Origin of the sequence: Clostridium lacusfryxellense, from assembly GCF_018861735.1 — a bacterium.
Classification (GTDB): Bacteria; Bacillota; Clostridia; order Clostridiales; family Clostridiaceae; genus Clostridium_AD; species Clostridium_AD lacusfryxellense.
This window is the reverse complement of the sequence record NZ_JAHLEB010000006.1, coordinates 37484-64478: the sequence shown is the minus strand read 5'-3', so window position 1 is coordinate 64478 and position 26995 is coordinate 37484. Positions and strand designations below refer to the sequence as shown.

Genomic DNA, 26995 nt, shown 5'->3' with positions numbered 1-26995 from the left:
TATGGTTAAAATTAAATTTAAAATAGTATTAAGTATATTATTTCTATTATTATTTGTAAATATTACTGCCGTTTATGCAGAAGGTGGCAGGACTACACCATATAGGGCATGGACAAATCACCAGTTTTCATTACAGGAATATGACTTTCAAACACCAAAAAAAGTTCAACTTCAATTGTTGGAATTTTATAAAGGTACTCAAGCTAATTCAATAGTGGCCAATGAAAACATGTTTAACGAAGTTCCTGCTTATGATGAAGAATGGCTTATTATGAAATTTAAGATGAAGTATGTTTCTGGTCCTGAAGTAGAATTAACTGCTTCTGATATAATATCGAGTGGGTCAACCTTTTATACAAATTATGGGACGAATATTTCGCCTTTAGCGATAGCCGCATTTTCATCTAATTTAGAAGGGCTGGGTGAATATGATGTTTCATTTTATCCTGGAGGAGAATCAGTAGTATGGTATGGTATATTGGTCAAAAAAACTGTAGGATATCCTTTAATTAGAATTGGAACTGGATTTAACAGTTCTAATTACGAAAGTATATATTCATGGTTCTCAACAGATCCTAAAATGAACTACATAGTAACATTTAATTCAAACGGAGGCTCAGCAGTAGCAAGCAAGTCAGTTGAATATAATACTAAATCGATTAAACCATTAAATCCAACTAAATCAGGATACACTTTTGGAGGGTGGTATAAATCAAATACCTTTACAAATCTATTTGACTTTGCAAATACCCAAATAACTGACAATATAACACTTTATGCAAAATGGGTACCGGCAACACCTACTTCAGTTAAATCTGTAGCGACTTCGTACAATAGTATAAAGCTTACATGGCAAGCGGTTGCAGGAGCAAGAGGGTATGATGTATATAGAGCAAGCTCAAGTACAGGAATTTACTCATTGGTCTCAACTACAACTTCTATAAGCTATAGCAATGCCAGCCTTATAACTGGAAACACTTACTATTATAAAGTAAGGGCATACACAACAATCGGAACAACAAAAGTATACAGCAATTGTTCTGCTGCGACAAGTTCAAAAACAACACTATCAGCACCAACATCAGTAAAAGCATCATCATCCTCATATAATAGCAATAATGTTAGTTGGAATGCAGTAACTGGAACGAGTAAATACGAGATTTACAGAGCGGGATCAAGTGCGGGAATATATAAATTAATATCAACTACTACCGCAACAAGCTATAAGAACACTGGTCTTGTAACAAATAGTAATTATTACTATAAGGTTAGAGGATATAGGATGGTTGGTAATGTTAAAGTATGCAGTGTGCTCTCAGCTGTCGTAAGTGCAAAACCAATACCAGCTACACCGACAAATTTTAAAGCTGCACGAATAAATTCTGCTAGCATTAAACTTTCATGGAATACAGTAACTGGGGCAAGTGGGTATGAAATATATAAAGCCACTTCTAAATTAGGAGCCTATAACTTATTAACAGGAACGACAAATTTTTATTATACAAATTCTCATCTAACAAGATCGAAAACTTATTACTATAAAATGAGGTCATACAGGACTGTTGGAAAAATAAGAGTATATGGTAAGTGGACATCGATAGTATATGCAAAATTATAGTAAAAAAATGAAATTAAATATATGACTGTATTAAAAATACCATCGTTAAATATTATTTAATGATGGTATTTTAGATTGTGACGTTTTAGAAATTATTGCTAGAATAACCTTAGATAAAATATCTTTGGAATACTATGTAAAAATCATATTATAAATGATATAATAAATCGTTATTATATGGGATAAATTAGTCAAGGGGGATTTTTTATGAAAAGGTTTATTTGTATTTTTATAAGTTTAGCATTACTTAGCTCTATGCCCGTTTCTATATCTGCTAAGGAATTAAATCCAAAACAAAATTCAGGAAAGGTACAGACTATTCAAAAGCTTAATAGCTTAAGCAAAGGTAAGTTGAAATTAAACGAAAAAGGTGGACAAGTATTTATATCAGGAAATCTTGCCAATAAACAGATTACAGGTGAGAAATCAGCAAGAAAGTTTTTGGAAGAAAACAAGCCTTTATTTGGAATCGATAATGTAACAGATGACTTGAAGGCTGTTGAAGTAAAAAAAGATGATATTGGACATACATATGTAAAATTTGCACAAGTTATTAAGGGAATTAAAGTGAAGGGCAATTTGATAAATGTAAACTTTGATAAAAGTGGAACTATAGTAAGTGTTAACGGTAAATTCGAAAAAAACAAGAGTGTGACAACCCTTGGGAATAGGGATGTTTCTGAAAGTGATGCTGTTGAAATAGCTAAAAAACAGTATACTTATAAAATCTTAAGAAATACTCCAAAAGTAGATAAGTTAATATTAACTAAAGATAAAAAAAATTATGAAGTATTTAAAGTTAATATATCTTATACAGACCCTACAATAGGAAATTATGATGTTTTTGTTGAGGTACATTCAGGAAAAGTAATTAAGACTGAAAATAATATAAGATTTGATGGAGCAATAAGTGGTTCGGGTATTGATGTTCTTGGAAAAAATAAAAATTTGAATTTATATAAATATGGGACTTCATATCAAATGATGGATTTAACCAAATCAGCAACAAGCAGCATAGATACTTATACGTTAAATCATGGAACGTACCCGTCTGGACCCCTGGTTTCAAATATTAGTGATTTTTTTAATACTGTAGACTATAAAGCTTCTGTCAGTGCACATTATAATGCCGGTAAAGTAACTGACTTCTATAAAAATTTATTTAATAGAAACAGCTTGGATGGCAATGGTATGGCTATTAAATCTTATACTCACTATGGCAATAGCTACAATAATGCTTTCTGGGATGGATATGAAATGATATATGGAGACGGTGATGGATACAACTTTACCTATCTTAGTGGCGATTTAGATGTTGTTGGGCATGAAATGACTCATGGAGTAATAAGTAATACTGCAAATCTTCAATATCATAATCAATCAGGTGCTCTAAATGAATCAATGGCGGATGTATTTGGAGTATTTATTTCCACCTATGACAAATACAATGTTGCTTCTGGAGGGAATTGGGCATTTAACACAGCAGACTGGGTAATAGGTGATGATATATATACGCCATATACTCCAGGAGATGCACTAAGAAGTCTATCAAACCCTACACTATATGATCAACCGGATAATATGAGTAATTATGAAAATTCTTCTGACAATGATTCTGGTGATTGGGGTGGTGTTCACACAAATTCTGGTATTCCCAATAAAGCTGCATATCTTACGGTTAAGAATATAGGTGTAGAAAAGACTGCTAAAATATATTACAGGGCTTTAGTTACCTATATGAATGAAAATACAGATTTTGAACAAGCAAAAGTTGGTCTTGAACAAGCAGCTACTGATTTATATGGAGCGAATTCTGTTGAAGTGACAGCTGTAAATAATTCATTTTATTCAGTTGGAGTGGGGGAAGCGCCAGTAAATGATCTATATGAACCAAACGATACTATGGAAACATCATATCCAATAAATTTAGGAACAAGATATCAGTCATATATATCGTCCAATACAGATGTAGATTATTATAAGCTGAATGTTAATAAAACAGGGGATATGTGTATAGCACTTTCAGACTTACCATTCGATTATGACTTAGATTTATACAATCCATCTGGTCAAGTAATTGGAAGTTCAGCTTCAGGTAGTACCTCATCTGAATTCATAAATTTTAATGCAGGTGAAATAGGAAATTATTATATAAAGGTATATCCTTATTCTGGATTTAGTACAACACAAAAATATTCTTTAATTGTAACAAAACCATTAACTGGAGTAACAGGAGTAAGCTTAGACAAAACTACGGCAAATTTAAAAGTAGGAGAAGTAGTTAATCTCATATCAACAGTAAATCCAACTGATGCAACAAATAAAAATGTAATATGGTCAAGTGGCGATGCTTCAGTTGCAACTGTTAATAATGCAGGGAAAGTAACCGCAGTAAGAAATGGAACAACAACATTAACTGTAACTACAGCTGATGGAGGATATACAGCTACTTGTGATGTAACTGTACAGAGTGTGCAAGTAACTGGAATAAGCTTAAATAGATCAGATGCTGAATTAAAAACAAGTGAATCAATAACTCTTGTAGCAACTATAAATCCAACAGTTGCAACGAATAAAAATGTAACATGGTTAAGTAGTAATGATTCCATTGCAACTGTTAATAGTATAGGTAAAGTAACTGCAGTAGGAAAAGGAACAGCAACTATAACGGTAAGAACTGTAGATGGAGGATACACTGATAGTTGCAGCGTATCTGTAACACAATCAGTAACAGGAGTAATTTTAGATAAAACAACAGCGGGATTAAAAGTAGGGGAATCAACGAGTCTTAGAGCAACAGTAAGACCTGCGGATGCATTCAATAATAACGCAACATGGTCAAGTACTAATTCATCAGTTGCTTCAGTCGATGGTGCAGGGAAAGTTACAGCATTAGGAATTGGAACAGCAACAATAAAAATAACGACAGCTGATGGAGGGTATACATCAAGCTGTAATATTATAGTATTTCAAGCGCCAGCAGTACCTATAGGGTTACAGGCAATATCAGCAGGCTATAACAATATAAAGATAAGCTGGGGTGCAGTAACTGGGGCTAGTGGATATGAGATATACAGATCGACTTCAAGCAGTGGAACCTACAGTAAAGTAGGGGAAATAGCTTCTTTGAATTATATAAATAGTAGCTTGATTACAGGTACAAATTATTATTATAAAGTGAGGGCCTATAAAACAGTATGGGCAACTAAGTATTATGGAAATTATTCATCAATAATTAGTGCAAAACCAGTTTTACCAGTACCTGCAAGTGCTGTAGCTGTATCAGCAGGTTATAACAGTATAAAAATAAGCTGGGGTGTAGTAAGCGGATCCAGTGGCAATGAAATATACAGATCGACTTCAAACAGTGGAACATATAGCAAAGTAGGGGAGGTTACAGCCTCAACGTATATAGATACAGGACTTACAATAGCTACAACTTATTACTACAAAGTTAGATCATACAGAGCAGTTGGAACAACAAGAATATATGGAGGTTATTCTTCTATAGTAAGTGCGAAACCTATACCATTAGCACCGATTTCGGTTAATGCTGTTTCTGCATCTTACAACAGCAACAAGATAACTTGGGGAGCAGTAAGCGGTGCATCTGCTTATCAAGTATATAGAGCAATATCAAGTACGGGAATATACAGTTTAATAAACACAACAACATCCTTGTCATATACAAATACAGGATTATCAACAGGAAAAACTTACTACTATAAAATAATGGTTTATAGAACAATTGGAACTACAAAAGTATATAGTTTATATAGTACGGTTGTATCATCGAAACCAGTTCCCGCAACGCCAGCAAGTCCAAAAGCAGTTTCATCATCTTATAACAGTATAAAGGTAAACTGGGGTATTGTAAGGGAAGCAAGTGGATACGAAGTTTACAGATCTACATCAAGTGCAGGAACATACGGTTTAGTAAATTCAACGAATACACTTGCGTTTAGTAATGCAGGACTTAAAACAGGAATAGCTTATTTCTATAAAATAAGATCTTTTAAAATAGTAGGGAGCACAAAGGTACTTGGCAACTGCAGCGCAGTAGTATCAGCAAAACCAATACCATCAGTACCAACAAACGCTTATGCAATATCAACATCATATAACGCTATTAAGATAAGCTGGGTTGCTTCTGGTGGAGCTAACGGATATGAGGTTTACAAATCAACATCAAGTACTGGTGCATACTCGCTTGTAACATCTACTACGGCAACAAGTTACATTAATACTGGACTTGCAACAAATACTAATTATTATTATAGAATTAGATCATATAATACAAATGGAACTTCTAAACTTTACGGTGGTTTTTCATCAACAGTAAGTTCAAAACCTATACCTGCTATACCGACTTCTGTGAAAGCAGTGTCAAGTTCTTATAACAGCAACAATATCTCATGGATTAAAATCAGTGGAGCTAGTGGTTATGAAGTTTATACAGCATCATCAAGTGCAGGGCCTTATAGAGTATTAGGCACAACATCTGCATTATCATATAATAATACAGGTCTTACAACAGGAAGGACGTATTATTATAAGGTAAGAGCATATACTACAGTAGGAAATACTAGAGTATATAGTAGCTATAGTGCAGTTGTATTATCAAAAGTTGTTCTCTCAGTGCCTGCATCCGTGAAAGCCATTCTTTCCTCTTATAATAGTATTAAGACTTCATGGAGTGCAGTAAGTGGTGCTAGTGGATATATGATTTATAGGTCAACATCAAGTGCAGGTGCCTATAATTTACTATCAACCACTACATCTACAAGTTATAATAATACAGGACTAACCACTAATAAAACGTATTACTATAAAGTCATAGCATATAGAACTGTTGGAACTACTAAATTATATAGTGGTTATTCTATGGCAGTAAGTGCTGTGTCTAGAGCGCAATATACTCCAAATTACTCAGTATTGTCATTGTCTGAAACAAATGCATATACATCTGTTGTTATATTTTATATTACAAATTATGGACCAACACCGCTTAAAATATATAGCGCAGGAAGCAATCTTTTGGATAATGATTCTACGGTTTTTAATAGAAACTTACAGATGGTAGATTCTACAACTGCTAAAGATATAACTTCTATTGAATTTCCGACTGGCAGTTCAGGGTGGGTTTGCTTTAGAGTTAAAGGCAATCCTACTTGGTATGATGCAAAGTCAAGAATTAACTATGAATTTACTTATGATAATGTTTGGTATAATGGCAGTGCAAGTTATTATTATGGACCTTGGTACTCAAAAAAATAACATTGAATTGTGAAAGTATGTGAAGAAAGCTACTAAAATAGATATTTTGGTAGCTTTTTTCGCGGGTATATTTCACACATAGATATTTAAAAAGATTTTTTTCGCTTTTCATAAAAACATTATGCGTTTTTAGGATAATTATAGTAAAATATTAAATAAAATAGTATAATTGCTTGTAGGTATTTTATATTTAAGGGGAGATATGACATGAAAAAGATTTTAATTGGGTTATCTATACTTTTAATTATAGTGGGAATTTATGGTATTGGAGTAGGTGCTATTCGCGAAAATAAGAATGAAAAAGAACTAATTGTTTTAGCACAACAGCGTAGAGAGAAAAGTAGCGCAGATGATGTTAAAATTTTAAAATTAAATTTTTATGAGAACCTTTCTGAAAGCAAGGATATAAATGCTTTGATAATAGGGGACAGTATAAGCCAAAGTGCTGGTTCATCTAATAATGACAAAAGATGGTCTAACTTAGTAATAAACGATGTTAAAGATAAATATAAATCCACTATGACAACTGATTTAATTACTGGTGGTAGTACAACAGGAATACGAGCTTGGGTTGAACTTAACAGTGCTAAATTGACTAAAAAATATGATGTAGCATTTATGTGTTTTGGACAAAAAGATCAGTATAGCATGACCCCAAAGCAGTTCGGAGTATTTTATGAGTCGATTATAATTAAACTTAAAAAAATTAATCCTAGTATAGAAATAATACCAATTATAGAAAGCTCATTTAGGGAGCGCAATAGTTATTCAGATATTATAACAGAACTTTCAAAACAATATAACCTTCAACAGGCTGATACAATGCTTTCATTTAATAGTTCAGTGGATAAATATGAGAGTCTATCGAAAGATTTAGAACTACCAAATGATAAAGGATACAAATTGTATGCAGAGACAATTTTAAAGGTTATTAATTCTAATGTTGAATCTAAGAAAAAAACAAATATTAAATACAATGTGTTATACGATAATACTAATAAATTAAACAACTTTGTTTTTGATAATTCTCCAGATTTAAATAATGGATTTATTTTGGAAGGAATATTATCTTCAAGTAAAGCTCTTGACAGTTTAACATTTAATACAACTAAGGAAGTTGCCATTATTCATTACTTAAGCCAAGTAAATGGTGGTAAATTCAAAGTATATATTGACGGTAAGTTTGCACGTGAGATAGATACTAAGTCGACGTCTGAGGGTAGTAATTCAAGTTTAATATCTGACAATTTAGATGGAGAACATAAGATTATGATTAGAACATCAGCTATAAATAAAAGAGAAACAGTAAAAATTGTAGGATTAGCTACAAATTAACATTGTTTAACTCATAATAGTAGTGTATTGTAGTTTAAGTACTAAAATTAATTAAATTATTTAGTTAGATAGTGCATAAGATGAAAAGAAATGATAAAATATGATGGGGATACAGATAGGATAGAAGTGAGATAATATTTTAGCTTTAAGCTATTCGATATGGAAAGGGGAAAAATATGACTAAAAATAGGAATAAAAATAAACCATTGAAAAAGATTGTTATAAGTCTATTTGTTGCTGCGCTACTAATTTTTGGAGGAGCTTTTGCTTTTACATTTTGGCAGCTGAGTAAAATAAACACTGTGAAAATTTCAGATACAAATGAGGATTTGGGTATTAGTGATAAAGCAACTACGGAAGCAGAAGATTCTAGTGGTATTACAAACATTGCATTCTTTGGAATTGATGCAAGAAACACAGAGGAACCTAGTCGTTCGGATTCTATAATAATACTTTCCGTAGATACAAAAGATAAGAAAATAAAAATGTCTTCTATTATGAGAGATACCTACGTAACTATAAAAGGGCATGGTAAAACAAAAATTAATAGTGCATATGCTTACGGTGGTCCGCAACTTGCAATAAGAACTCTAAATGAAAATTTTAATTTAAATGTTAGAAATTACGTAACAGTTGATTTTTTTAACCTTGAAAAAATAATAAATAGTATTGGTGGAGTAACTGTTGATGTTGATCAGAATGAGGTTGATAAAATTAATGGTTATATGCAAGAAACCGCTAAAATCGAGAAAAAATTAGTGACTACAGTTAAGCGTTCGGGATCTCAGACTTTAAATGGAATGCAAGCTGTTGCATATACAAGAATACGTTATTTAAAAGGTGATGATTTTAAGAGAACAGAGAGGCAAAGAACAGTGCTCACAAGTATGCTCACAAAGATTCAGTCTACAGGGGCAACTAAGTTCCCATCTGTTGTATCAGAGCTTCTACCGCTTACAGAGACAAGCATGGGTAGTATGGACATAGTTAAGCTTGGAACAAAAGTAATAGCATCAAAATCAACCACCTTAGAGCAGGGAAGATTCCCAGCAGATGGTGACTGGTCAGCACAAACAATATCTGGCGCATCAGTTTTGGTTGCTGACATGGAGGCAACTATAGATAAACTTCATAAATTTATTTATCAAGATATAAAACCTGAGAATAAATAACAAATGATTTAGTGCAAGGAAACTACTGGAATATATTCCAGTAGTTTTTGTACGTTAATAGGAAATTGTAAAAGCTTAAGCATGAATCTGTTTTGTATAAAACTCCAGGTATTATTAGTTCAAACAAAATATAACACATATGGATTTATTATCTTTATAGCGTATTGTAAATATATTAACTTCTTGATATAATTAGTATACTGTTCTAGCAATTGGTGCATTTTAGGGGAATATAAATACTTAGTTAAGATTTGGAGGTGGAAACATATGGTTGAAATATTAAAACTTCTTGTTGCAATTATTAATGAATTACATGATTTTCTTACTAGTTTTTTTGATAGCTTTGGTGTGACATTTACAGACAAAGAGCTTCATTTTATTATAATAGGTATTATTGGTATGGTTATTTATTTAGTAGTTAACTCTGTATTCAAGGCCTTAGCAAAATATAGTATTTCGTTATTATCTTTTATATATACAGCAACTGTGCTTTTAGTTATTGTTTTCGGAATTGAGATAATGCAAAAAATTACAAACCGTGGGCACATGGAATTTGCGGATATAATTGCAGGGTTATGGGGATTTACTGCATTTTTCGCTACTTATCTTGTCCTTTATGGTTTGTTTACTATTATTAAAAAAGGTATTAAGAAATTATATGCAAAGGACATTGAAAATGATATAGATTAATACTAAAAATATATAGGAAGGTGATTTTATGGCAACCTTTGGTGAACGTTTTAAGCAATTAAGACTCCAAAGAGGCTTAACTCAAGATAAACTTGCGAGTAGCTTTAGCCTAAATAAAAGTTCAATATCTAGATATGAAAAAGATAGTCAAGTTCCAGAAAATCCAGCACTTCAAGGATTTGCAGATCTCTTTGAAGTTTCCATGGACTATTTATTAGGCAGATCTGATGTACGTAATGTTGGACCTGAAAATCAATACGAGCCTATTTTAACTCAGAAGAATGAAAGAGACATTGGTAAATTACTAAATAAAACATTAGAGATGATTAAATCTCAAGATGCAATTATGCTAGATGGGGATATATTAGATGAAGAAGATCTAGAAATTTTAGCAAAATCTATAAAAGCAGGGCTCGAATATGCTAAAATTTCAAATAAGAAGAAATATACGCCAAAGAAATATAGAAATAGTAAATAACAATTTGGGGGTGTTTTATTTGGATTATGTACGCGATATAGCACAACATATGATGAAAAAATATAAAACAAATGATCCGTTTGAATTAGCAGAGTATCTAAACATAAAAATTATGTATGAGGACTTAGGAAAACATATTAATGGATTTTATCAGTCATGTCCTAAGGTTAAAATTATTCATATTAATAATAAACTTGGAAGTGAAGCTAGGAGAATAGTTTGTGCTCATGAACTTGGACATGCTGTGCTACACAGTAAGGTGAATATAATATTTGTTCAAAAACATACATTTTGCGATAAGGGTAAATTTGAACGCCAAGCTATTATCTTTGCAGCAGAACTACTTATACCTAATGGATTATTGCTAGAACATCCGGATTATAGCATTGACCAAATTGCAGCACTTCATAATATATCATTAGAACTACTTAAGCATAAATATAATATATGAGGTCATTTTAAAAAAAATGGAAAAATGAAAAAATACACATAATTAGTTATTAATTTGCATATTATCAGTAAAGCAATCAGTTTTGTGATATGATGTAGAGTATGAAATGTTTTAATATACAAGGAGGAATTTTTAATGGAACCAGACCCCGCGCCCAATAATATTATGGTGCAATTTATAATAATTGCGATTTTGACACTGGTGAATGCTTTTTTTGCATCAGCACAGATGGCTATAATATCACTAAATAAAAATAAAATTAAACATCTTGCCGAAGAGGGCAATAAAAAAGCTATGCTACTTGTGAAGCTCATTGGAGAGCCAACAAAATTTTTATCGACTATTCAAATAGGAATTACACTTACTGGTTTTTTCTCTATTGCAATTGCAACTTCGGGAATATCAGATGATTTTGCAGCTTACTTAAACAATTTGAATGTACCTTATAGCTCACAAATTGCTTTCGCTAGCATAATAATTGGATTATCGTATATTACACTTGTGTTTGGTGAATTATTTCCAAAGCGAATAGCAATACAAAACTCACAAGCGGTTGCAATGTTTAGCGTAAGACCGATTCTCTATATATCTAAAATGGTTGTTCCTTTTGCAATGGTGTTATCAGCTTCCACTAATCTTTTAGTTAAGATTACTGGTCTTAATAATAAGAAAATAGTTGAGAAACTATCAAAAGAGGAAATAAAATCAATTATACAAATAGGTCAAGAACGCGGCGCTCTAAATGAGACTGCGAAAAAAATGATAAATAATATTATCGAGTTTGATGATAAATCAGCTAGAGAAATTATGACTCCAAGAACTGAAGTGTTTTTAATTGATATAAATGATCCTACTTCTGAATTCTTAGATGAGTTATTAGAAGAAAAATATTCAAGAGTGCCAGTATTTGACGGTGATGTTGATAATATTGTAGGAATACTTCACATGAAAGATTTTATATCAGAGGCGCGTTTACATGGCTTTGAAAATGTAGAGATTAAGAATATATTACAATCACCTTATCTTGTTTATCAAAGTAAAAATATAGATGTATTGTTTAAAGAGTTAAAAAGATCTAAAAATCATATGGCTGTGCTTATAGACGAATATGGTGGATTTTCAGGTGTAGTTACTATTAAAGACCTCATAGAAGAAGTTATGGGGAATATTGAAGATGAATATGATGATGACGAACCTGAAATAAGGAAAGTTGATAATAATACTTATATAGTTGACGGATTACTTTCAATAGATGAATTAAATGATCATTTAGATTTAAACTTAGTATCAGAGCAATATAACACAATAGGAGGGTTTTTAATTAGTCTTTTGGGACGTATTCCAAAGAAAAATGAAAACAAAACTATAGAATATGGGAATGTAATATTTAAAATAGAGGAAGTTAAAGAAAGAAGAATAGCAAAAATCAGAATTTGTATTTAATAGATTTTTCCCGTAGAGGATAAAACAAAAGTATATATTACTACAGATGCGTTCGCTGCGCTAAGTAATTCTAAAATTTATTTTATTTCCAGTTGCTAAAGAACCCAAACTCGCTAACGCTCAGACATGGGTTCTTTTTAACGCATCTGGAAATAAAATAAATTAAGAATTACTAAGGCTTGCTCAAACGCATATTACGTAATATATACTTTTGTTAGCATCCTATAAGAATATTCTATTATTATATAGTTGGAGACTGTATGGGAAAATGATTTATTGCTATAGAGTTGGATGCGATATTGGAAAGTGATTAGCATCATGTTGGATACTAAGAAAAAGGCACTCAGAAGAGTGCTTTTTTAGGTTGGGAATTACAAAAATTGATGTATGATTATTTGGTATTATAAATAATTGATAAATATGGTATTATATATAATAGCAATAGGTGTGGGTAATTAATGTGAGAGTAAAAGGATAAGTAATTTTGATTATAAAAGAAAGTAGTGAATAATTATACTATTGGGGGATGGCTTTAATGAAAAAAACACAGTTTAGTTATTTTTTATGTTTTACTTTTACTTTTTTATTGTTGTTTATAAATATCGAGGTATTTGCAGGCACAATAATTCGGGTAAATAAGGTGAGCATAAATAAAACTACAGATATTTTAATAGTAGGACAAGCAGATACTATAAGGGCAACGATGACACCATCCAATGCAACGAATAGAGCAGTAAAATGGACGTCATCTAATGCTGCGATAGCTAAAATAGATATTTGGGGCAAAGTAACATCATTAAAAGCAGGAACTGTAACTATCACAGGAGTAACAGTTGATAAAAGATTAAAGGTTTCTTGTAGAATCACTATTAAGCCTAAGCCAGTAATTCGGGTAAATAAAGTGAGCATAAATAAAACTACAGATATTTTAATAGTAGGACAGGCATATACTATAAGGGCAACTATGACACCAGCCAATGCAACGAATAGAGCAGTAAAATGGACGTCATCTAATACTGCAATAGCTAAAATAGATATTTGGGGCAAAGTAACATCATTAAAAGCAGGAACTGTAACTATCACAGGAATAACTAGTGATAAAGGATTAAAGATTTCTTGTAGAATCACTGTCAAACCAATTTTATCAGCACCTAATTATAAGTTACTATTCAATCTTAATGATACTCTTAATTTCCAATCAATCACATTTTTTAATCAATATTTATATTGCGGATTTGATATTGGGAATGGAAAAGGGAAAATATCTAAATATAGTATGTCAGGTAAAAAAATATCAGAAACGAAATCTATGGCAGTAGGACATTCTGCTGACCTTGCGTATAGAGCAAAAACTGGAAATATATATATTGCTAATGGTGGCGGAAATTCAAAGACACATGTTTATGTTGTTAAATATGAAAGCAGCCAAATATTAAGTAATTTGAATTTTGAAAAATTAGGGACATCTGCTTTAATTGCGATAGATAATGTTCACGACTATTTAATATTGCATACTGTTTTAAGTAGTGGGGATAGTGGAAGTCCTAAATTTACTATTATAAATTTGGCTAACATGAAGGTTATAAATACTTTTAATGTGCCTAATCAGGGTGTTCCACAAGGTCTCGAAGTACATGGTAATCAGATTTATTTATATACAAATAATAAAATTACGACGTTTGATTACAATGGTAAAAAAATTTCTACTCGGTATATTAGTAATACAGGTGAAAGTGAAGGAATAGCAATGACCTTGGATAATAATTTTCAGCGTTTAGTCATAGGGTATACTGGTGAAAATAGAATTTACAGATTTAATTAAGTTAGAAAACAAGTAGAATTAGCTATTGGATAAAGGATTTGATTATAGGATAGAGAAAATTATGTATAGCATTATATCTGAATAACAATATATATATATTTAGTATTATAAATATTAGATAAATATGGTATGCTATATAATAGCAATAGGTATGGATAACACTAGACATAAAACCTATGTGTTGAGTTGGAAGGGGCTATTAAAAGTGACTATTTTTATTAATATTGTTATTGTGTTTTTACTTGTGTTTATGAATGCTTTTTTCGTTGCTACAGAGTTTGCAATGGTTAAGGTTAGGAGATCAAGGCTGGAAACATTAGTAGCAGAGGGAACTAGTAGTGCTAAAAATACTTTAAAGGTCGCTAAAAATTTGAATTCATATTTATCTGCGTGTCAGCTAGGAATAACTCTAGCATCACTAGGTCTTGGATGGATAGGAGAGCCTGCGGTTGCAGATATGTTAAAACCGATATTTCATTTATTTAATCTTCAAGAAAGTCTCGTACATTCAATTTCATTTATACTAGGATTTTCACTTATAACGGCATTCCACATTGTACTGGGAGAATTAGTTCCTAAGTCCCTAGCTATTATAAGCGCTGAAAAGATAGCAATGTACACTGCATTACCACTCATAGTGTTTTATAACGTAACATTCCCTATAATGTGGGCGTTTAATCATAGTACTAGTTTAGTATTAAAAGCCTTTGGTGTGTCCCTTGTAGATGAGCATGAAGCAGCTCATACCGATGAGGAAATAAAGTTATTAGTTGAAGAAAGTTATAATCATGGGTTAATAGATCAAACTGAATTAACTTTTATAGATAATATATTTGATTTTTCAGAGAAAACAGTAAAAGAAATAATGATACCTCGAACTGATATGGCCTGTATTTACCTAGAGGATTCTTTTGATGATATTATAGCATTTACTTTAGATGAGCAGCTTACAAGGTACCCAGTATGCAAAGATAATAAAGATAATGTTATTGGGTTCATACATATTAAAGATTTATACAAGCAGAAAATTCAAGGTACTAGTCAAAAAATAGAAGATATTATTCGCGAGATTAAATTTGTTCCAGAGTCTCTTTCCATAGGTGAATTACTAAAAATATTTAAAATAGACAAAGTTCAAATGGCTATAATTATTGATGAATATGGTGGAACGTTTGGTCTTGTAACTATTGAGGATATATTAGAAGAAATTGTTGGTGAAATCCAGGATGAGTTTGATGAAGAAGCTAATGAGATTATTAAAAATGAAGATGGCACTTACCTCGTAGAAGGGAAAGTCCTTATTGAAGATGCTATTGAACTTTTAGATATAGAAATGGAAGTTGAAAACATTGATACTATAGGTGGATGGATTTATTCACAATTGGATTCATACCCAAAAGTTAATGATATTATTGTATATGAGAATTATGAATTTATAGTTTTGGAATGTGATAGTAAAAGAATAAGTAAGGTGTTAATTAGGAAAGTAGTGCAACAATAGTATTAACATGTTTGCTTTGGTCTAATATTAATAAATGCTCTACCTAAAATAGGTAGAGCATTTATTTTGCCAATTTTCTTTATAGGTTGAACGTTAAAGGATATTTAGATTTAATTAAAAGAGAGTTATTTATTTTTAATTAAATCAGCGGACACGATATAGCGGTCAGGAGCATTTCCAATAAAATTAAATGGGTAGCAGGTGGTAAGCGTTAGGACCGCGTTCTTGGTAGGTACAATAACCGTTTTATCATCTTTATGGACGATTCGTGTGCCATTCACCTTATATGTGAATATACCAGCTGATGTTTGAACAATCAATTGATCACCTATCTTCAAATTCCCCATTTTACTGAAGACGGTATCACGGTGTCCAGATAAAACACAATTATCTTTTTCGCCAGGAAGTACGCTTTGAGTAAAGTGCCCAACACCCTTCTTAAGATCATTCACTCCAGTCCCTTGGATAAGTGGCAGTTTCAGTTTTAATGCTGGAATCGTTAAACTTCCAATATTGTCACCATCCACAGGATATACAGGGTAAAGTGGTTTATTAGGCGAAGTTTCAGGGGCAGAATAGTGAGTGGGTGTGGCTTTCACAATGTTATTAGACTGTGACCATATATTAAATGTTGCCCAAAAAATAAATCCTATCCCAAAGACCATAAATGTCGCAGACAGAACAGTAACCAACGAAACCTTGTCCCACGATAGTTTTACTTTATTCATAATTCTTTCTTAGTCTCCAACCTAAGGCTCCCATAATCGTTAAAATAGCGCCAATAAGGAGTAAATCATACAAATGTGTGGAGGTATTCGGAAGCTGACCGCCTGTAACCGTATGTGTGATAATTACTGGTTTTACTACTCCTTTACCATTGATCGTAGACTTAACACTCTTTACAACTGAAGGAATTACTTTTATTGGTTGTGAGTTTGGTTCGTCAAATAAGCTCATAATATTAAAAGAATTTGATGAAGTCAAAATTGGTAAATCAATATTTACCTTGCCATTAATATTACTGTTATTTAATTCGAAATTTATACCCATTGTATATATACCTGTTGGAATAACTTCACTTGCACTCGCGCCAAAGGCTTTACTTAGTTTTGCCATATCTGCAGCAAATTCTATGTTTCCTTTCGTACTTGTAACATATCCATTTTCATCTATTGTATAAGTAATATCAATTCCTTTATTTCCAAGAAGATTTACATCCTTAAGCTTGTCCATCATTTGGTTAAACTTATCTAAAAATTCTTGTGATTCAAGTGTAGTAAACATCTGATTCATATCAACTTTCGCAGCATTAATTTCATCGGTTGATGATCCACTACTTATCATTTCTGTAATTATCAAATCTCTTATAAGACCTTGAAGCTCTTTATCTTTAGAGGTTAAATTAACTACTTTGATTATAATGTCTTTAAATTGAGCATCATCAATTTTAACTTTATACACATTTTTAATATTAGAAACCAAGGTATAGTTTAAGTGTAATTTTGATGAGTATTTTTCAAAGATAGTTAAAATCAATTGTTGTAGTTCTTTGTTTTCATTCATAATTTTTCCGAAATCTATATTGCCTAACTGGGATTGCATTTCTGGCATCTTTTTTATCTGCTCAAAATCCACCAGCATATATTTATTCATATATTCAGGTGGCAACATCATTTCGAATAGTTGAGGAGATTTTACAATTCCTTTAACTATAGGGGTTTTACCTGTAAGGTTTATATCACTCCATAACTCTCCACTATAAGGACTCCCCCCTATATTTGCTGACATTTTAACATATTGCCTTGAAACAGTTCCATCACTATTTCCAGATGATTTAGAACTGTAACTTATTTGTAAGTTGTTTAAAAGTTCACTTATAAAGGAAAAGTCTTGTTGATCTTGCTCCGAAAGTCCTTCAGCTATAAAAGTAAGATTTAATTTACCATTACTTTCGACTGATGTTGCCATATTTGTCTTCAAAATGGCATCTGTAAGTGTTTTTGTTTGCGCATTTACTACAGAAGTTGGTAATACAAAAACCAACATAGATATAGCAACTATAAAGGAAAAACCCCTTAATTTTAATTTTGACATGCCATCTACCCCCAAATGATATTTTTTTACATTTTATTAAACTATATCATATTGTAAATAAATTGTAAACAACATAAATCTGGTAAAATTGGAATTACAGTCTAGTTTCTAGTTAGGAGTTAATTATTACATTTATAAATAGAAATGTAGATAATGTACTATGATGTAAAAAAAGGAATTAATGTTAAAGATTTAAAACCTACTACCGATAATCACTATGATAAAGCAAATTTAAAACAGCTTAAATAGTTTAGATAGTATTGAATTTACATGGAGGGGGGCAAATTAAATGGGTAAATTAACAAATTGTAAAGCGTGTAAGAAAGAAATATCAAGGGGTGCTAAGAGATGCCCAAGTTGTAGTCATGACCAAAGGAATTTCTTTATGCGGTATAAAATAATAACTGGAGTTACAGTCTTGTTAGTGATTGCATTCATTAAAAATGGAGGGGATTTTACAACTCCACCAGTGGTAACTAATGATAAAGTTATAGAATCGGCACCAGTTATATCATCAACTAAAACTGTGTCGCCAAAAATAAAGACATATTCAGATGGTACATATTTAGTAAACAAAGATATGGGAAGTGGTTTATATAGGGTAACATTAAACAATTCTGCATTGAAAATGGGATATGTAGAAAGAGCAAAAGATGCAACTATGGAAGCAAATAGTATTATTGCAAATATTATTTTAACTGGAAATGGGTATGTTGAAATTGCTAAAACTGATGTAGCGGTTAAATTGAAAGGAGTTACAATTGAACCTATAAAAATTAAAGAATTGAAGCCTTCAATTAAAACAGAAGCAGCTGATGGAATATACTTAGTAGGTTATGACTTAGCTATAGGGGTATATAAGGTAGCTCTAACAGATACTACAACAAAAATGGGGTATGTAGAACGGTCAAGAAGTGTCTCTATGGGCGTGGAGGATACTATTGCAAATGAAATTGTAAAAGGTCCAGGCTATGTAAAAATTATAAAAGGCGATTTTGCAGTTAGACTACAAGGCGTAAAAATAACTATACAAAAATAAATTTTAGATATAGATAAAGTTCACTCTAACAGTATTGTAAATTACAGGCTAATTATTATCAAGTGTATTTTTTATAAATATTATAAAAATAAATGCACTAATTAGTGCATAAATATTGAATAGTAGCATATAATATAGTACAATGACATTATAAAGATTGGAGTTAATATAATGAGTGAACACTATAACCAGAATTATACCAAAGAAGAATGTGATGTTATTTTGCAAAAAATTAAAAGCTGTGTCAATCATAATAAATTTACAATTGAGCAAAACAGAAACAGGTGTGAAAATATTAAGTTTATTCAGGATTATAATTTAAATAATTCTAAACAAAAGGAAATATTACTAAGCATTGAAACGACAGACTTTTGCCATTCGTTAAAAAATACTAATATTGGTTATGAGTACGAAGTGCTTTATGTTTTTTGTCCACGAAGGACTGTTTTTGATGCATTTGGCGAAGAAGAATACGTGGATATCTATATAAAATTCAACATTATTGAATATGTAGAAAATAATCTAATAGTCACGATCTCATTTCATAAAAGGAACAAGCCGATTGATTATGTTTTTAGGTAGACGATTGGAACTTTGAAAGGAGGATTATATTATGGATAACAAAAATGTATTTTGTGAATACTGCAGAAAAGATGTGGGTTATACTCAGAAAGAAGAATATATGAGTGCAGAGCTAAAAGGAGAAACTTATTCTTATTCTGGGAAAACAGCAACTTGTGATGAATGCTCTAATGAAATATATGTTAGTGAGGTTAACGACTACAATCTGATACAACTTTATAATGAGTTTAGGAAACAGCATGATATTATTTCTTTAGAAAAAATACTAGAAATTCCTCGAAGATATAGCATTGGTAAGAGACCTTTATCGTTACTAATGGGGTGGGGTGAGCAAACATTTACTCGCTATTGTGATGGAGATATGCCAACAAAGCAATATTCAGAGATTTTGAAAAAAATCTATGAAGACCCTAATTTTTACTTGTCAATTTTGGAAGTAAATAAGGGAAAGTTAAAATCACAATCTGCTTATGAAAAAAGTAGGGTTGCTACATTATCGATTTTGAAAATAGATGAGATTTCGGAAACTTCAAAGATTGATATTACTATTAATTATCTTTTGTGTAAGTGTGACGATATTACACCATTGGCTTTGCAAAAATTGTTATATTACGTTCAGGGATTTTATTATGCTTTTATGAATCGTTTTATATTTGAAGAAAACTGTGAAGCTTGGGTTCATGGCCCTGTTTACAAAAATGTGTATATTAAGTACAGGGAATATTGTTTCGACCGAATAGAATGTGACGATTTAACAGATGATATTACTCTTTCTGGTTCAGAAAAAACTATAATTGACAGTGTAATAAAAAATTTAAGCGGTTATAGCGGTAAAACATTAGAGGCTTTTACTCATTTAGAAACACCTTGGTTAGTAACTAGGGGTGATTTACCCACATCGGTAAATACAGATAGAGAGATTGATAGGGAGTTAATTGGCAGCTATTTCACAGATGTTAAACACAAATACAATATGTTAAATCCATCGGATATTGCAGCATACAGTAAAGTGATGTTTGAACAAATATCATTGTAAGAAAATAATAAATGATCTACCTTTAATTAGGTAGATCATTTATTTCTTCAATCTTCTCTATAAGTTGAACGTTAAAGGTCTCTATACTATCAATTTCACTTTCGTCGGTTGCATCTGGGTGATACCAACTTTTAGATTCAAAATAAGTTTGTATATCTTCAGTATTAAAAATCAAGCCATGCCTTGCATAAATTTCATTTCTAGCGAGTATTAGTTGTTGTTTTGTTAAATTAACTAAATCTGATTCTTCTAATTTAACTGTGCTACTACTTGGCAAAATAAAGTCAGCATCTACATCATTGGGTACTTCCTCTTGCTGTGGAGGAATGGCTGGACTCTCAGGGGCATTATCATCGTCTGATGTTACTTCTTGATCGGGAATAATAACTGGTGCCTCGAGAGCTTCATCATTAGGTTTTACTACCACATCTTCGTCAGGAATAATAGAAGGAGTCTCAGGAACCTGATCATTATCTTTAACTACAACTTCTTGCTGCGGAGTAGGGTCTGGACTCACAGGGGCCTTATTAGTATCTTTTGCTACTACTTCCTGTTCAGGAGCAATAACAGGAGTCTCAGGGACCTTATCAGTATCTTTCACTATTACTTCTTGTTGAGAGGTAACAACTCGACTTTCAGGGACCTTATCAGTATCCTTCACTACAACTTCTTGCTGCGGAGTAATAACTGGACTCTCGGGGGCTTTATCATCATCTTCTACTACTACGTCCTGTTTGGAAATAGTATCTGTACTCATAACGAATTGATCTTTAGTATTTATTTCTTCTTCTTCTTTTTCTTCCATAGGAGTAACATCTGCAATCGCAACATCCGTTCTTTCTAAATTTTTATAATAACCGCTAATTGGAGAGTAATCTTTGATTTTATTATTATCTAATTCTAAACTATTTAAGTTAGCTAATTCTTTTAAAGGTTCTATGTTAGTTATCTTATTATTAACCAAAGCTAAATCAGTTAATTTAGTAAGCCCTATTAGAGGTTCTATGTTTGTTATTTGATTATTGCTTAAATTTAACAAAGTCAAATTAGTCAGATTTTCTATCCCTGAAAGATTTGTGATATGTTTTCCTATAGTATTTTGAAGGCTTGATATTTTATCAACATCATCCTTTATGATAGCACCAGTAGGGCATTGTATTATATCTCTTACCATTTGTTCTAAATTCTTATCTGGAAATGTAATAATTGTACTTTCCGTAATTTGGACGCATATTGATTCTTCATTCGTTGATGCATTTTCTAAAGTACTACATCCTACAAGACTAAGACTAAATAATGAAATAATTAAAATATTTACCCAATTTAATTTATTGTATGAGATGTTTCTCATGTTCATAATCTCCTCATTTGCACTAATATATATCTGAAAGTTCTATATGTATACTCTCAGCGTTACTTCTTGATTTATTACCTTTTATCATATTCTCCTGAGTTACAATGCCTGATGGAAGCGTAATTATAAACTTGCTTCCTTTTCCATATTCGCTTTGTGCATATATACCACCACCATGCAACTTTACAAGCGACTTAACTAAACTTAAGCCAATGCCTGTCCCTTCTGTGTTTCTTGACAATGATTTGTCTACCTGTTTAAATCTATCAAATATAGTATTCAAGTTATCTTTTTCAATACCAATGCCATTGTCTTTGACAGATATCTCAACATATTCGTTTTTATCATTAACGGTTACCAATATTTCATCGCCGACATTGGAGAATTTTATCGCGTTTGATATAAGATTTAATACTACTCTTTGTATTATTTCTGGGTCACAAGCAATGATTTTTTCTTCAACATCAGTATCAAAAATAATATCTAAGCCTTTAATATCAGTAAAATTAGTTATAGACATCACTATTTCTTCTACAATGGCAACTATATTATTATTTGATAGGTGCAATTGAAAAAAGCCCGCTTGAATTTTTGATGAATCAACTATATTGTTAATAAGTTTAGACAACCTATATGAATTTAGTTTCATAGAATCAAGGTATTTAATAATTGTTTGACGCCTGTCATCGAGTGATCCGTTATAGCAATACATTTGAAATAATTGTATAGCTGCATAAATTACATTCAATGGCGTTTTAAGTTCATGAGAAACATTTGCAATAAACTCTTCATGTGAAATAAGTAATTTTTGTAATTGGTTGTTAGTTTCATTTTCCTTTTTTATTTCTCTATACATGAAATTCCATATATGATTAATAAACATAAGGTTAACTAATGTAAGTAGAATACCTAGGAAAAGTATTATATATTTATGAGTTTTTTGAGAATTTAAAACGCTGTTACGTGATCTATTTACCTCAATATTAATTTCGTTTATTAGTATATTGTCGGTTTTTTTAAATTTTTCAATTAGATCGTTGCCTTGACGTAAATTCAATTTTGCCTGAGATGGGTTGCCGCTTTCTACCAATTCGATTTGCTCAATAAAGAAAGTTTGAATAGATTGCATCTGCAGGCTAAGTTGATTAGTAGTATCTACTCCTAATTTGGTATCTTTCAAGTTGCCTATGGCATTGTAATATCCTTTTAGTTGTTTGTTTCCTAAATAGTATGGGTCCAAATAACTTTTGTCTTCCGATATAACATAAGATAAAACAGCTGCCTCTTGGTTAATTAATGATGATAAAATTTCTGTTGAGAATGTTTTTGCAGGAAGTATTTTTTTGATAATGAAATTAGATTCGTTACATACTTTATTCATACTATAAATACTAAATAATATTATAACTAATGATAAAAAAGCAATTGAAAAATACCCAATTACCATAGTTTGTCTACTTTTATTTTTACTATTACTTTCACTCAAAATTATTATCATCTCATCTCAAAATAAGTTTACTGCGATTGTAATCTCTTACAATATTTTACCATAATATGTAGTATTATGGTATAGTTTTATTTCCCCATAACATGACATTATTTTTTTACTATTCTTTTTTTAATCTATTTCAAAAAAATTTGTTTACAAAAATAATTAAATAGAGTAAAATGATAACAGGTCTCAAGTGAATATCAATATTACATAGAAATAATGTATACATAAGATATTTTTTTACATAGCGGTTGATAATGAAAATCAATATTAATATAAATTTTAGGGGAGTGGGAATATGGAGAATCAAATACCATTAATTGATGTTGAAATGAAAGTTAAGGTTAAGGTTACAGAAATAGCATTAGAAAGTAAGGTACGCAGAAGAATTATGGATATGGGTATAGTTAAAGGGACCACGCTTGTAGTAACAGGTAAAGCGCCAATGGGAGATCCTATAGAACTTCAAGTTAGAGGGTATACTTTAAGCCTTAGAAAAAGTGAAGCAAAAGACATAATCGTGCAATACTTTAGTTCTGAATTGATATAGCTTTGATTTTATATAAAAAAAATATGGAGGTAGAAATTATGGATATGCCATTAAATTTTGTTGGAATAGGTAAGTTTGCAAAAATTAATAGTGTGCAAGGTGGCGAAAATATGTGCAAGAAGATCATGGAAATGGGCATAAGTACTGGTGCTGTAATAAAAATGATGAAGAATGATAGCGGTGCTTTAATTGTCAAGGTTGGAGAAACTAGGTTGGTACTTGGTCGAAGTATGGCACAAAAAGTTATGGTTCGAGAAATTTAAAAAAATATATAGGGGGGGATATACATGAGTAAGGATTTAGTAATAGCTTTAGCTGGTAATCCGAATTGTGGAAAAACTAGTTTGTTTAACTCATTAACTGGTTCAAAGCAACATGTGGGCAATTGGCCAGGTGTTACAGTTGAAAAAAAAGAAGGGCATTTTAAGTTTGAGGGTAGAAATGTAATTGTTGTAGATTTACCAGGAACTTATAGCCTTGGAGCATATTCAGAGGATGAAGTTGTAGCTCGTGACTTTATATTAAAAAGCAAGCCAGATGTAGTTATTAACGTAATTGATTCTAGCAACATAGAAAGAAACTTATATTTAAGTATGCAAATTTTAGAAACTGGTGCAAAGATGGTTTTAGCACTTAATATGATGGATGAAGCAAGAAACAAAAACATTGAGATAAATGTTGCTAAAATATCAAAAGCCTTAAACATACCTGTAATTCCAACTGTAGCTACTAAGAATGAGGGTATACAGGACCTTATAAAAGCAGCTATAAAAGTAGGAGACTCAGAGCAACATAATTTCTTTAGAATAAATTATGGTAAAGACATAGAAAAAGAAATTGGAATACTTACAGAAACTTTTTCACAAATTGCGGTAACAACAGAATATCCAGCACAATGGGCATCACTTAAGCTTTTAGAAGGCGATGAATACATAAAGAAGTATATTGATGAAGAAGAAAGCTTTGAGAAGATAAATGCTGTACTAGAAAAAAGCACAGAACATTTAATAACTAAAATAGGATACGAACCAGATGCATTTATAATAGATAAAAGATATGAACTTATAAGTAAAATAGTAGAAGATAGTGTCAAAAAAGAAGTATCAAACGTAGAGAGTACTTCTGATAAAATAGATAAATGGACCACTCATAAGTATCTAGGAATACCAATATTTGCAGTAATAATGTTTCTTATGTATCAACTAGCAATGACTTTTGGAAATGGATTTTTAGGAGGGCTTGTGGATAGTGGATTTGTTGCTCTTGGAGGATTTGTTGGCAGTATTTTAGCTAACATGGGTACACCATTGCTCCTACAATCGTTTATAACTGATGGAATAATAGGCGGGCTTGGATCGGTATTTGTGTTCACTCCTATGATTTTTACTATGTATTTCCTTATAGCTATACTTGAAGATAGTGGATATATGGCAAGAGCAGCTTATATAATGGACAAGTTTATGAATTCAATAGGGCTTCATGGTAAAACTGCAGTATCCCTTATAATATCTAGTGGCTGCAACGTGGCAGGAATAATGTCTACAAGGACACTTGATAGTAGAAAAGATAGAATGATAGCTATACTTATAAATCCTTTTGTATCATGTAGTGCAAGGCTTCCGGTGTATGCGTTATTTGCAGGTGCTTTCTTTACAGGCAGAAAGATTTGGCTGTTTGATGCTGGCGGAGTTATAGTATTTGGTCTATACGTTCTAGGAATTGCGGTTGCAATATTAATGGGTAAATTTTTAAGTGCGAAAGTATTTAAAGGAGAAGAATCTTATTTTGTAATGGAACTTCCACCTTATCGTGTGCCTACAGCTAAAAGTGTATTTATACATATGTGGGAAAAATCATCTCATTTCTTAAAGAAGATGAGTACTATTATATTAGGATTAGTTATACTTGTTTGGATCCTTTCAAACTTACCAATGGGAGTAGAACCTGGAACTCGCGAAAGTTTAATTGGATCAGTTGGTTCAGTTATTGCACCAATATTTAACCTAGCAGGTTTTGGAACTTGGCAAGCAGGAGTGTCACTTATAACAGGTCTTGCGGCTAAAGAGGCAGTAGTTAGTACTTTGGGGACTGTTTATGCAGCATCAAATGATGTATCGCTTACAGCGGCTATTCAACAAGCATTTACACCTCTAACATCACTTGCGTTTATGGTAATGACATTATTATATTGTCCATGTGCTGCGACTATCGGAGCAATAAAAAGAGAAACAAACTCAACAAAATGGGCGATTACAGCAGTAGTATATACATGCGTTATAGGATGGGTAGGCGGAGTTTTAGTTTACCAAATAGGAAAACTTTTAGGATTTAGTTAAGATCAAGATACATTAGAAGAGATAATAATAAGAAAATATTTTTTTAATGTTTTGGTGAGATTGAATGTCAATATCAAAAATAATAAAATATATAACGGGAGGTGGTCCTATGTGTATATTACTCATAGGTGGAGATAATCTTGGTAATATTACTCAAAAATTAATGAAGAGTGGTTTTAATGACATTGAGCATATAAGTGGTAGGAAAAAAGACGCTAAAAACTTTAGAATACCTAGAAATATAGATTTAGTAATGGTTTTGGTGGATTTTGTAGGTCATCAGCTAACAAAAGTTGTTAAAGAAGAATCACGGAGAACAAATGTTAAGGTTGTATATTCTAAACGTTCATGGATACACATGGAGCAGAAAATACAGGAATGCGCAAAAGAACTTGCACTTGCAGCTAATTAGATAAATAGATAGAGATAGGAGGGCATATTATGTTAATGAAAGTTTTGAAAAGATTAGCTCAAGGTGATAGATATTCAAATAAGATAATGGCCAAGGAACTAGGAATAGATGAAGGTATGGTTGAGCAAATGCTAGTGCAACTTCAGAGAATGGGATACATTGAAAAGGAAGATATGTCATCCTGCTCTGGTGGGTGTGATTGCGGTAGTACTAAAAAGGCGAGCTGTTGTAATAGCTCAAATATAGAAATAGTAATGTGGAAAATTACAAGTAAGGGAAAGGAAACTGCATTAAAGGTAACATAATGGAGAAA

General features: G+C 31.6%; 22 protein-coding genes. 18 read left to right on the top strand and 4 right to left on the bottom strand.

The features are described 5' to 3' along the window. Position 1 precedes the first annotated feature (1 nt). From KPL55_RS05660 to KPL55_RS05615, 10 genes are all read left to right on the top strand, one after another. Complete coding sequence (locus KPL55_RS05660) at positions 2 to 1618, top strand: fibronectin type III domain-containing protein (RefSeq protein ID WP_216305726.1); 1617 nt, start codon at positions 2 to 4, stop codon at positions 1616 to 1618. Positions 1619 to 1825: 207 nt separating this feature from the next. Beyond that, positions 1826 to 6895: a M4 family metallopeptidase gene (locus tag KPL55_RS05655; protein ID WP_216305725.1), complete on the top strand. Its 5070-nt coding sequence runs from the start codon at positions 1826 to 1828 to the stop codon at positions 6893 to 6895. A gap of 207 nt (positions 6896 to 7102) precedes the next feature. Beyond that, positions 7103 to 8230 carry an SGNH/GDSL hydrolase family protein gene (locus KPL55_RS05650; protein WP_216305724.1) on the top strand — a complete coding sequence of 376 codons (1128 nt, stop codon included), beginning with the start codon at positions 7103 to 7105 and terminating at the stop codon, positions 8228 to 8230. Between the two features lie 176 nt (positions 8231 to 8406). After that, positions 8407 to 9402, top strand: a complete 996-nt coding sequence (locus tag KPL55_RS05645) for an LCP family protein (RefSeq protein ID WP_216305723.1) — start codon at positions 8407 to 8409, stop codon at positions 9400 to 9402. A 267-nt stretch (positions 9403 to 9669) separates the two neighbouring features. Continuing rightward, positions 9670 to 10092 carry a hypothetical protein gene (locus KPL55_RS05640; protein ID WP_216305722.1) on the top strand — a complete coding sequence of 141 codons (423 nt, stop codon included), beginning with the start codon at positions 9670 to 9672 and terminating at the stop codon, positions 10090 to 10092. Between the two features lie 28 nt (positions 10093 to 10120). Next, the gene (locus KPL55_RS05635; RefSeq protein ID WP_216305721.1) at positions 10121 to 10570 is read left to right on the top strand and encodes a helix-turn-helix domain-containing protein; all 450 of its coding nucleotides are present in this window, start codon (positions 10121 to 10123) and stop codon (positions 10568 to 10570) included. Positions 10571 to 10589: 19 nt separating this feature from the next. Beyond that, positions 10590 to 11021 (top strand): ImmA/IrrE family metallo-endopeptidase, encoded by a 432-nt coding sequence (locus KPL55_RS05630; protein ID WP_216305720.1) that lies wholly within the window; start codon positions 10590 to 10592, stop codon positions 11019 to 11021. Positions 11022 to 11156: 135 nt separating this feature from the next. Further along, the gene (locus tag KPL55_RS05625; protein WP_216305719.1) at positions 11157 to 12464 is read left to right on the top strand and encodes a hemolysin family protein; all 1308 of its coding nucleotides are present in this window, start codon (positions 11157 to 11159) and stop codon (positions 12462 to 12464) included. 535 nt (positions 12465 to 12999) lie between these two features. After that, positions 13000 to 14286, top strand: coding sequence for an Ig-like domain-containing protein (locus KPL55_RS05620; protein ID WP_216305718.1), 1287 nt, complete (start codon positions 13000 to 13002; stop codon positions 14284 to 14286). A 205-nt stretch (positions 14287 to 14491) separates the two neighbouring features. Next, entirely contained in the window at positions 14492 to 15787 is a 1296-nt protein-coding gene (locus KPL55_RS05615; protein WP_216305717.1) for a hemolysin family protein, read from the top strand. A gap of 125 nt (positions 15788 to 15912) precedes the next feature. Here the strand turns inward: KPL55_RS05615 and srtD are convergent, their stop codons facing one another. Both srtD and KPL55_RS05605 read right to left on the bottom strand, forming a co-directional pair. Beyond that, positions 15913 to 16515 (bottom strand): class D sortase, LPxTATN-specific, encoded by a 603-nt coding sequence (gene srtD / locus KPL55_RS05610; protein ID WP_216305716.1) that lies wholly within the window; start codon positions 16513 to 16515, stop codon positions 15913 to 15915. Further along, positions 16508 to 17881 (bottom strand): hypothetical protein, encoded by a 1374-nt coding sequence (locus tag KPL55_RS05605; RefSeq protein WP_216305715.1) that lies wholly within the window; start codon positions 17879 to 17881, stop codon positions 16508 to 16510. The genes srtD and KPL55_RS05605 overlap by 8 nt, the downstream gene beginning before the upstream one ends. 289 nt (positions 17882 to 18170) lie before the next feature. On the opposite strand from KPL55_RS05605, the gene KPL55_RS05600 reads away from it, so the two are divergent. The 3 genes from KPL55_RS05600 (at position 18171) to KPL55_RS05590 (ending at position 20538) form a co-directional block, all read left to right on the top strand. Next, complete coding sequence (locus tag KPL55_RS05600) at positions 18171 to 18920, top strand: Rv1352/Rv1906c domain-containing protein (protein WP_216305714.1); 750 nt, start codon at positions 18171 to 18173, stop codon at positions 18918 to 18920. A gap of 171 nt (positions 18921 to 19091) precedes the next feature. After that, positions 19092 to 19502, top strand: coding sequence for a hypothetical protein (locus KPL55_RS05595; RefSeq protein ID WP_216305713.1), 411 nt, complete (start codon positions 19092 to 19094; stop codon positions 19500 to 19502). 31 nt (positions 19503 to 19533) lie between these two features. Further along, the gene (locus tag KPL55_RS05590) at positions 19534 to 20538 is read left to right on the top strand and encodes a type II toxin-antitoxin system antitoxin SocA domain-containing protein (RefSeq protein ID WP_216305712.1); all 1005 of its coding nucleotides are present in this window, start codon (positions 19534 to 19536) and stop codon (positions 20536 to 20538) included. 22 nt (positions 20539 to 20560) lie between these two features. Here the strand turns inward: KPL55_RS05590 and KPL55_RS05585 are convergent, their stop codons facing one another. Both KPL55_RS05585 and KPL55_RS05580 read right to left on the bottom strand, forming a co-directional pair. After that, positions 20561 to 21889, bottom strand: a complete 1329-nt coding sequence (locus KPL55_RS05585; RefSeq protein WP_216305711.1) for a YARHG domain-containing protein — start codon at positions 21887 to 21889, stop codon at positions 20561 to 20563. A 22-nt stretch (positions 21890 to 21911) separates the two neighbouring features. Then, positions 21912 to 23390 carry a sensor histidine kinase gene (locus tag KPL55_RS05580; protein WP_246599314.1) on the bottom strand — a complete coding sequence of 493 codons (1479 nt, stop codon included), beginning with the start codon at positions 23388 to 23390 and terminating at the stop codon, positions 21912 to 21914. Positions 23391 to 23682: 292 nt separating this feature from the next. Between KPL55_RS05580 and KPL55_RS05575 the strand changes: the two genes are divergently transcribed. From KPL55_RS05575 to KPL55_RS05555, 5 genes are all read left to right on the top strand, one after another. Further along, positions 23683 to 23934, top strand: coding sequence for a FeoA family protein (locus KPL55_RS05575; protein ID WP_216305710.1), 252 nt, complete (start codon positions 23683 to 23685; stop codon positions 23932 to 23934). Between the two features lie 38 nt (positions 23935 to 23972). After that, positions 23973 to 24197 (top strand): FeoA family protein, encoded by a 225-nt coding sequence (locus KPL55_RS05570; protein ID WP_246599313.1) that lies wholly within the window; start codon positions 23973 to 23975, stop codon positions 24195 to 24197. 24 nt (positions 24198 to 24221) lie between these two features. Further along, a complete protein-coding gene (gene feoB / locus KPL55_RS05565) occupies positions 24222 to 26270 on the top strand; it encodes a ferrous iron transport protein B (RefSeq protein ID WP_216305708.1) in 2049 nt (682 codons plus the stop codon). A gap of 64 nt (positions 26271 to 26334) precedes the next feature. Next, a complete protein-coding gene (locus KPL55_RS05560) occupies positions 26335 to 26682 on the top strand; it encodes a DUF2325 domain-containing protein (protein WP_246599312.1) in 348 nt (115 codons plus the stop codon). A gap of 29 nt (positions 26683 to 26711) precedes the next feature. After that, positions 26712 to 26987 carry a FeoC-like transcriptional regulator gene (locus tag KPL55_RS05555; protein ID WP_216305707.1) on the top strand — a complete coding sequence of 92 codons (276 nt, stop codon included), beginning with the start codon at positions 26712 to 26714 and terminating at the stop codon, positions 26985 to 26987. The last annotated feature ends 8 nt before the right edge of the window (positions 26988 to 26995 follow it).